The organism is Kitasatospora sp. NPDC057738 (genome assembly GCF_042798815.1).
Lineage (GTDB): Bacteria > Actinomycetota > Actinomycetes > Streptomycetales > Streptomycetaceae > Kitasatospora > Kitasatospora lactacystinica.
On the sequence record NZ_JBHVJT010000022.1, the window covers coordinates 97,705 to 104,958 of the forward strand.

The window sequence follows — 7,254 nt, forward strand, 5'->3', positions numbered from 1 at the left end:
GGGGGGGGGGGGGGGGGGGGGGGGGGGGGGGGGGGGGGGGGGGGGGGGGGGGGGGGAGGGGGGGGGGGGGGGACCCCCCCCCCCCCCCCGGTGCCGTTCCCCGCCCCTTGCCGGGAGGCCGCCGCCGAGGTGCGTTCCGTTTCCCCCGGGCTGGGATGATCGTCCGATGTTCCCCTCGGACGCCCCGCCGCTGCCCAGCGCCGCGCCCCTCACCAGTGCCGCCGCCACCCGCTGGCGCGCCGCCCGGACCGCCTGGCGGCTGGACAGCCGGTGGCTCGCGCTGCTGCCGGTCGCCTTCCTGGCCCTGGCCGCCGCGGTGGAGCCGGACAGCGGAGGGGCCTGCAACGCCCAGGGCATCTGCCGGGAGACCTGGGGCGAGACCCTGGCCCTCTGGACGCTGCTGGCCGAGGCCGTCCTGCTGGTCGGCCGGCCCCGCGTCCGGCCGCTCGTCCCGGTCGCCGCCCTGGCCCTGTTCTGGTACCTCCCGAACGGCCTGGTCACCCCGCTCGCCCGCTGGTCCGCCGTGCTGCTGCACCTGCTGCTGGCCGCCGTCCTGATCGGCGCCGACCTCGGCCGCCGCCGCGCCCGCCACCAGCTCGACGAACTGATGGCCCCGCCCGTCCCCTTCCCCTGGACGGCCGCCGGCGCGCCCTCGCCCGTCCACCCCCCGCACGCGCCGGTCGGGCGGCGGGTGCTCGGCGTGCTGTTCCTGGTCGCCGCCGCCGCGCTGCCGTTGTACGGCCTGTGGGCGCAGTCCCAGCAGGAGGAGCGGGACGGCGCGGCCGTGCGGGTCACCGGCACCGCGGGGGAGTTCGACCGGGACGGCCTGCTGACCGTCCACTACCAGGACCCCCACCGCGGTGACGTGACGGTCGCCGCGCCGCCCGGCGCCGCCGCCGGGCCCACCGCGAAGCTGGACGTGTGGTGGGCCCAGCGACCGCAGCCGGGCCAGGCGATCCCGCTGCTGCTGGACGGCGACCGGGTCCGCGCGCTGGGCGACGACTACGACCTGTCCGGCGGGGCGCTCCTCGGCGGCCTGCTCGCCCTGCCCGGCCTGCTGCTGCTCGGCTCCGCCCTGGCCCACGACGTCCGCCGCACCCGGCCGGCCTTCGAGGGCACCGCTCCGGCCCTGGCCGTCCGGGTCCGGGCCGACGCCCAGGGCGACCTGCTGGTGCTCCCGGTGGACGGCCCGGCGGACGGGCCCGCGCTGTGGCGGCTGAAGGAGTGGGAGCGCTACTACTGGGCCCGGGAGGGCCACCCGGACATGCCGGACCGCCCGGGCCCCGGCTGGCTGCCCGAGCACCCCGACCTGGAGGGCTACGAGGAGGACTACCCCGAGTCGGGACCGCCGCACGACCCGGCCGAGGAGGAGTACGGCGAGCTCTTCGAGCGCGCCACCCCGGACCAGGCCGCCGCCTGGCTGGCCCGGGCCGGCCGCAGCGTCCCGGCCGTGCTGTACCGCGGCCCGGACGGCCCCGACCAGCAGCTCCTGGTCCGCCCGGCCCTGCTGGACGGCGACCCGCACCGGGTGGCCTCCGTGGTCGCGCCCGTCGCCCGGGCCCCGCGGCTCGGCCGGCGCTCCGGGCGCTACCGCGAGCGCGAGCTGGCCGTCGCCGCGCTGACCGCCGAGACCGTCGCCGCCGCCCCCGAGGCCGGCTCGGACGCCCGGCCGCTGGACGCCTGCCGCTGGGAGATGCCGCTGCCGCTGCGGGCGGCGGCCGGACCGCTGGCGGCGCTGCTGGTCGTCGCCGCCGTCGTGCTGCTCGACGACGACGGCTGGTGGGAGGGGCTGGTGCGCCCGCTGTGGATCGGCTCGCTGGCGATCCACGCCTGCGCCCAGACGTTCTCCTGGCAACTGGTGGCCGACCGCGACGGCCTGCGGGTGGCCACCGCGCTGCGCACCCGCAGCTACCGCTGGGCGGAGATCTCGGCGGCGGCGGTGCACCGGAGCCTGCTGACGATCCGGCTGCGCGGCGGCCGGGAGTTCTCCTTCTTCAGCCGCCCGGCGGCCCGGCTGGCCGCCTTCTTGGGCGGGCGGTACGACCCGGCGGCGGTGGCCCGGACCGTCGCCACCGCCGCCCACCGCCCCGACCTGCGGCCGGCGCAGGCCCTGCCGGACCGGCTGGGCGGCCCCCAGCACCTGGTGAACCGGCTCGCGCTGACCGGTTACGCGGTGTTCACCGTCGCTCACTACGCACTCTGAACCCACCCCGGACCGGCACCGGATCCACACCGCTTCCGGCCCGCGCGTAAGGGGGAGTACGGTGTTCTTGATCACAGCACCGGTGCCGCGCCGCGAGGCGTCCCCGGCCGCCCAGACCGGGACAAGACGGGGACGCGTCCGCACCGGTACGGTTGGCCCCGATGAACACCAAGGCTGCTGAGGAGCTGCCGGCTGTTTCCGTGATCATGCCGGTGCTCAACGAGGAACGTCACCTGCGCACGGCGGTCCGCCGCATCCTGGACCAGGAGTACCCCGGGCCGATGGAGGTGGTGATCGCCCTCGGCCCCTCCACCGACCGCACCGCGGAGATCGCGGCCGAGCTGGTGGCCGAGGACCCGCGGGTGCGGACGGTGGCGAACCCCACCGGCCGGACGCCGGCCGGGCTGAACGCCGCGATCCGGGGCTCACGGCACCCGATAGTCGTGCGCGTGGACGGCCACGGCCTGCTCACCCCCGGCTACATCACCACGGCGGTCCGGCTGCTCGGCGAGATGGAGGCGGCCAACGTCGGCGGCATCATGCACGCCGAGGGCGAGACCGAGTGGGAGCACGCGGTCGCCGCCGCGATGACCTCCAAGATCGGCGTCGGGAACGCGGCCTTCCACACCGGCGGCCTGGCCGGCCCGGCGGACACCGTCTACCTCGGGGTGTTCCGGCGCGAGGTGCTGGAGAAGCTCGGCGGCTACAACGAGGAGTTCATCCGCGCCCAGGACTGGGAGCTGAACTACCGGATCCGCCAGGACGGCGGCCTGGTCTGGTTCACCCCGCAGCTCAAGGTGACGTACCGGCCCCGCCCCTCGGTGCGGGCGCTGGCCAAGCAGTACAAGGACTACGGCCGCTGGCGCCGGGTGGTCACCCGTTACCACCGCGGCTCGGTCAACATGCGCTACCTCGCCCCGCCGGCCGCCCTGGCGGCGGTCGTCCTCGGGCTGGTGCTCGGCGCCGCCGTCCACCCGGCCTTCCTGGCGGTGCCCGGCGCGTACCTGATGGGCATCCTCGGCGGCGCCGCGGTCGAGGGCCGGGGGCTGTCGTTCAAGGCCAGGGCGCTGCTGCCGGTGGCCTTCGCGACCATGCACCTCAGCTGGGGCTTCGGCTTCCTGACCTCTCCGCGCTCGCTGGCCCGAAGAGTGATCGCCAGCGTCGGCCCGTCCTCCAAGGACGTGCTCTCGAAGACGGGTTGATCCCGGGGCGTGCCCGACACGCCCTGGCGCCCGCCGATTCGTCCCGGCAGCCCGCGGTGCCGTGCGGCGCCGCTATCGTCGGTGCGCATGGCGACAGTTGAGGGCGGGGCGGGCGCGGCCCGGATCGAGCCGAGCGCGGACGTCGACGAACGGGCCGCGATCGGTGCCGGGACGGCGGTCTGGCACCTCGCCCAGGTCCGCGAGGACGCGGTGGTCGGTGCGGACTGCGTGATCGGCCGCGGCGCGTACGTCGGCCCCGGCGTGCGGATCGGGGACCGGGTCAAGGTGCAGAACCACGCGCTGGTGTACGAGCCGGCGGTGGTCGAGGACGGGGTGTTCATCGGCCCGGCCGCCGTCCTCACCAATGACCGGTACCCCCGCGCGGTCACTCCCGAGGGCCGCCCCAAGGATCAACACGACTGGCGGGCCGAGGGGGTGACGCTCCGTCAGGGTTGCTCGATCGGCGGCCGTGCGGTGCTGGTCGCCGGGGTGACGGTCGGCCGCTGGGCGCTGGTCGCGGCCGGCGCGGTGGTGCACCGGGACGTCCCGGACTTCGCGCTGGTCGCCGGTGTCCCGGCCCGCCGGATCGGCTGGGTCGGCCGGGCCGGCGAGCCGCTGCGGCCCACCGGGGACGGCGGCTGGCAGTGCCCCCGGACCTCCGAGCGGTACCGGGAGGAGGGCGGAACCCTCCTGCCCGGCTAGGCCCTGTCCGGCCGATCTCGCCGCGGACCGATCCGCCAAGATCGGCCGGACAGGACCTGGCTACTTGGCGCAGACGTCGGTGTCGTCCGCCTGGACCCGCTGGAGGTCCTCGGGCGCCTCGGTGGGCACCGCCGCCGGGTTGGCGGCGGCCAGCACGTCCTTGCCGAGCACCAGCACCAGCCCGCCCTTCGGGTCCGACTTCGCGGCCGGCCGGACGGCGTCGCCGGGCAGGCCGAGGGCGGCGGCCAGGGCCTGGGCCTCGGCCTCCCGGCCGGACGGGTAGGACACCGTGGTGGTCTCGGCGGGCGGTGCGTCGCTGCCCACCACGGCCTTGTCGAAGCCCTTCGCCCGGAGCTTCTCCACGGTCGGCCCGGACTGTCCGCGGGTGCCGCTGCCGTTGCGCACCGTCAGCTGGACGCCCTTGCCGGAGACGGGCGGGGTGGTGGCGGCCGGGGCGGGCGGCGGGGTCGCGGCGCCGGTGGCCGGGGCCTCGGCGGCGGGCGGGGCGCTCGGCGGGGCGGCGGTCTCGGTCAGCGAGCGGTCGGCCGCGACCATCGCGAACAGCTGCCCGGCGTCCGGCTGCTTGAGGATCACCCGGTTCTCGTCCTTGGGGTCGTCCAGGACGGGCGCGGTGGTGAAGGTGATGTTCTTGGTGTCCACCTTGCTGATGTCCAGCGCGAGGTCCTTGAGCTTGTCCACGCTGCCGATGCCGGAGTCCACGGTGAGCGCCTTGGTGGCGGCGTCCGCGAGCTTGTAGAGCTTGGTCGGGCTGGTCAGGGTGTCGTCGCTCTTGATCTTGCGGATCATCGAGCTGATGAACTGCTGCTGGAGCGGGATCCGGGTGAGGTCGCCGCCCTGGCCGACCGCGTGCCGGGTGCGGACGAAGGCCAGCGCCTCCTCGCCCTGGACCACGTGCCGGCCCTTGGTCATCTTGAGGTGGGAGCCGGAGTCGTTGATGTCCTTGGCCGCGCAGACCTCGACCCCGCCGACGGCGGTGGACAGGGTCTTCACCGCCTCGAAGTTGACCTGCACGAAGTGGTCGACCCGGATCCCGGTGTTCTTCTCGACGGTCTTCCAGGTGCAGCCCGCGTCGCGCCCCTCCTGGCCGAGGCTGTTGTTGAACTCCTCCCGCGCCGAGCCCTGGATCTTCTTCCCCTGGGCGTTCTGGCACTCCGGTATCGGCAGCATCAGGTCGCGCGGGAGGCTGATCACCGTCGCGTTGGTGCGGTCCTTGGCGATGTGGAACAGCAGTGTGGTGTCGGCGTGCCCGGTGCTGCCCTCGTCGCCGTACTCCCGGCCGAGGCCCTCCCGGCTGTCGGTGCCGATCACCAGGATGTTCAGCGCGTCCCCGGCGGCCGGGGGCCGCTCGGACTCGTCGCCCAGCTGGACCTTGACCGAGGTCAGGTTGTCGTTGAAGTGCCGGTACAGGTAGTACGCCCCGCCGCAGCCCGCCACCATCACCAGGGCGCCCGCCCCGGCCGTCCACTTGAGCGCCCGTCGGCGCCGGCTGCGCTTGGCGAGCGCGGCCGCCCGCCGCCGGCTGTCCCGGCGGCCCTCCGGGGCCGGTGCCGCCGGTGCCTCGACGGCCCGCCGGCGCTGCCGGGGGACGCCGGGAGCCGGGTCGACCCGGTACCGGCCGCCTTCCGGTTGCTCCTCGTGCACGGGGGTTCCCTACCTTCGACCGGTCACGGCTGCGGACCGCCCGTACGGACGGGCCGATCCGGACACACTAGACGAGCCGAACGGGGGAGTCGTTCCCGGTGTGATCTCCGCCATGTTCCGGCAGGGCGGGGATAAATACCGCTCGTGGCCGAGCAATTGCGGAAACGTCCGGATCGGCCGACGGGGCCGGACCGGGGTGCGCCGGCGTGGTCGGGGGCCGGCGGTTCAGTGCGGGGCGCAGGCGTCCACGTCGGCGGTGCGTCCCTCGAAGGTGGGCGCGGCGCTCGCGGAGGGTGACGCGGTCCCCGTCGCCGGGGCCGTCACCGCCGCCGCCGCCTCGGCCGTCGGGCCCGTCCCCGGGCCGGAGCCCGGGGACGGGGACGGGCCCGACGAGGGCGAGGAGCCGGGCGGCCGGACGGCGACCGGCCGGTCGTCCCGCAGCGCCGCGAACAACTGGCCGGTCTGCGGCTGCACGAACTCGTCCCGGTCCGAGTCGTAGCGGTACGGGCGGCGCGGCGCGGTCAGGAAGACCACGTCCGCCGAGGGGACGCCGCGCAGGTCCTGGGTGAGGTCGTACAGCGCGCCGAGCGAGGACAGCCCGCCGTCCGCCCGCACCGAGGAGGTCGCGGCGTCCAGCACCGGCCACAGCTTCGCCGGGTTCAGCAGCACGCCCTGCGACTGTGCCTTGCGGATCAGCGCGGCCAGGAACTGCTGCTGGCGGCCCATGCGTTGGGTGTCGCTGCCGTCGCCCAGGCTCTCCCGGGCCCGGACGTAGCCGAGCGCCTGCTCGCCGTGCAGGGTATGCCGGCCGGCGGGCAGGTCGAGCCTGGCGTCCTTGTCGTGGATCGGCTGCGGCACGCACACCTCGACCCCGCCGATCGCGTCCACCATCGTCTTGAAGCCGCTGAAGTCGAGGATCACGTAGTGGTCGATCCGGATGCCGCTCAGCTTCTCGACGGTCCGGATCGAGCAGGCCGGACCGCCCGTCTCGAAGGCCCGGTTGAACTGCATCAGCGCGGGCTTGCTGCGGGTGCCGTCCGGCTTCTCGCAGGCGGGGACGGAGACCATGACGTCGCGCGGCACCGAGACCGCCGTCGCGTGCCTGCGGTCGGCGGCCAGGTGCAGCAGGATCGTGGTGTCCGAGCGCTCGGTGCCGCTCCCGCCGCCGTACGAGGCGTTCGCGCCGGAGCGGTCGTCGCTGCCGATCAGCAGGATGTTCTCGGCGCCCCGCGCCCCGGCGGTGCGGCTCGGCCGCTCGGCCTCCAGCCGGGCGAGCAGCCGGTCGGTGGCCGAGTCGGTGCGGATGTTGCCGTCCAGCTTGCGGTAGGCGATCCAGAGCAGCGCGCCGGTGGCGACCAGCAGGAACGCGACGGGGGCGGGGGGGGTTATCCCCCACCAACGGCGCCCTCGTGGGGGTCCGGTCCCCCCCGGGGGGGGGGCGGTCGGCGGGCAGTCCTCTTTGGGGGCGTTTTCCAGGGGGGTGCC

5 protein-coding genes are annotated in these 7,254 nt (G+C 75.7%); 3 read left to right on the top strand and 2 right to left on the bottom strand.

The genetic code is table 11. From position 1 onward, the window contains the following. The first annotated feature begins 166 nt into the window (after nucleotides 1-166). The 3 genes from ACFVGO_RS15005 (at nucleotide 167) to ACFVGO_RS15015 (ending at nucleotide 4,107) form a co-directional block, all read left to right on the top strand. Complete coding sequence (locus tag ACFVGO_RS15005) at nucleotides 167-2,203, top strand: hypothetical protein (RefSeq protein WP_380632094.1); 2,037 nt, start codon at nucleotides 167-169, stop codon at nucleotides 2,201-2,203. Nucleotides 2,204-2,364: 161 nt separating this feature from the next. After that, a complete protein-coding gene (locus tag ACFVGO_RS15010; RefSeq protein WP_359910112.1) occupies nucleotides 2,365-3,405 on the top strand; it encodes a glycosyltransferase family 2 protein in 1,041 nt (346 codons plus the stop codon). Between the two features lie 87 nt (nucleotides 3,406-3,492). Then, nucleotides 3,493-4,107 carry an acyltransferase gene (locus ACFVGO_RS15015; RefSeq protein ID WP_359910109.1) on the top strand — a complete coding sequence of 205 codons (615 nt, stop codon included), beginning with the start codon at nucleotides 3,493-3,495 and terminating at the stop codon, nucleotides 4,105-4,107. Nucleotides 4,108-4,167: 60 nt separating this feature from the next. On the opposite strand, the gene ACFVGO_RS15020 is transcribed toward ACFVGO_RS15015, so the two are convergent. After that, nucleotides 4,168-5,769 carry an LCP family protein gene (locus ACFVGO_RS15020; RefSeq protein ID WP_359910106.1) on the bottom strand — a complete coding sequence of 534 codons (1,602 nt, stop codon included), beginning with the start codon at nucleotides 5,767-5,769 and terminating at the stop codon, nucleotides 4,168-4,170. Nucleotides 5,770-5,994: 225 nt separating this feature from the next. Next, the coding region (locus ACFVGO_RS15025) for an LCP family protein (RefSeq protein ID WP_380632097.1) at nucleotides 5,995-7,254 on the bottom strand (1,260 nt) is incomplete at its 5' end.

What these genes read in the sequence shown, in the direction of transcription:
- ACFVGO_RS15010 (WP_359910112.1), top strand. Translation starts at nt 2,365, where the DNA reads ATGAACACCAAGGCTGCTGAGGAGCTGCCGGCTGTTTCCGTGATCATG.
- ACFVGO_RS15005 (WP_380632094.1), top strand. Translation starts at nt 167, where the DNA reads ATGTTCCCCTCGGACGCCCCGCCGCTGCCCAGCGCCGCGCCCCTCACC.
- ACFVGO_RS15015 (WP_359910109.1), top strand. Translation starts at nt 3,493, where the DNA reads ATGGCGACAGTTGAGGGCGGGGCGGGCGCGGCCCGGATCGAGCCGAGC.